The 1,055-nt window shown below is 68.7% G+C and carries 1 protein-coding gene; it reads right to left on the bottom strand.

The features are described 5' to 3' along the window. Positions 1-932 (bottom strand): IS481 family transposase (locus ACFWI9_RS34770; protein WP_387169414.1); only part of this gene is annotated, 932 nt, incomplete at its 3' end. Positions 933-1,055: the final 123 nt, after the last annotated feature.

Below are 1,055 nucleotides of genomic sequence, written 5' to 3'. Positions count from 1 at the left end.
GTGTGGGGGCGGTGGTGATTGTAGTGATGGAGCCAGGCCGGCAGGGCTTTGCGGCGGGCTGATTCGCTGGAGTAGAAGCGGCCCAGGGCCCAGCCGTCGGCCAGGGTGCGGTGGAAGCGTTCGACCTTGCCGTTGGTTTGAGGCCGGTAGGGCCGGGTCTTCTTCGGTGTGATCGCGAGCTCGGTGCAGGCCTGTGTCCAGTGCCGGGAGCGGTAGGCCGAGCCGTTGTCGGTGAGGACTCGCTCGATGGTCACCCCGCGGGAGGCGAACCAGTCGACCGCGCGGCGCAGGACACCGACTGCGGTGGCAGCTGTCTCGTCGTTGCAGATCTCGGCATAGGCGACCCGGGAATGGTCGTCGACGACCGTGTGGACGAACGCGGTGCCCAGCAGTGGGCCGCGGTACTTGTTGCGGGGCCTGTCCGGTGTCGCGGCGCGGTTCCTGCGGCCTTGGACGCGTCCGACGTAGCGCCAGCCGCCGCCGTCGGGGACGTTTCCGAGTTTCTTGACGTCGATGTGGAGCATCGCGCCGGGGCGGTCGTGTTCGTAGCGGCGGACCGGTTCACCGGTGGCGCGGTCGATGTGGGACAGCCGGTTGATCCGGCACCGGGTCAGGACCGCGTGCACGGTCGAGGCGGCCATGCCCAGCCGTCCGGCGATCTGGACCGGGCCCAGCCGCTGTTTCCAGCGCAGGTGCACGATCTTGCGGACCTGCGGCTGCGTGGTCCGCCCGGGACTGCGATGCGGTCGTGAGGACCGGTCGGCCATCGCGGCCGGGCCGGATTCGGCGTAACGGCGAGCCCACCGCTTGGCGGTGGGCCAGGACACGTCGTAACGCTCGGCCGCACGGGCGACCGGCCATCCGTCATCAACAATCAGACGCGCCAGGCGCAGACGGGCACGAGGCGTCAAAGCAGCGTTAGCGTGAGACACGAAGGCCTCCTGGTTGGCGGAGCGGTTCCTAGACAGCTCCACTCCACAACCGGAGGCCTTCGTCGTCAGCCAGATTCAGACCGTGTCGTCGCACAAACTCGACCAACCTGCCTGGGCAGTACA

The organism is Streptomyces sp. NPDC127084 (assembly GCF_042724175.1).
Classification (GTDB): Bacteria; Actinomycetota; Actinomycetes; order Streptomycetales; family Streptomycetaceae; genus Streptomyces.
Note: the sequence above shows the minus strand (reverse complement) of the source record. Positions and strands in the feature narration are given on the sequence as shown.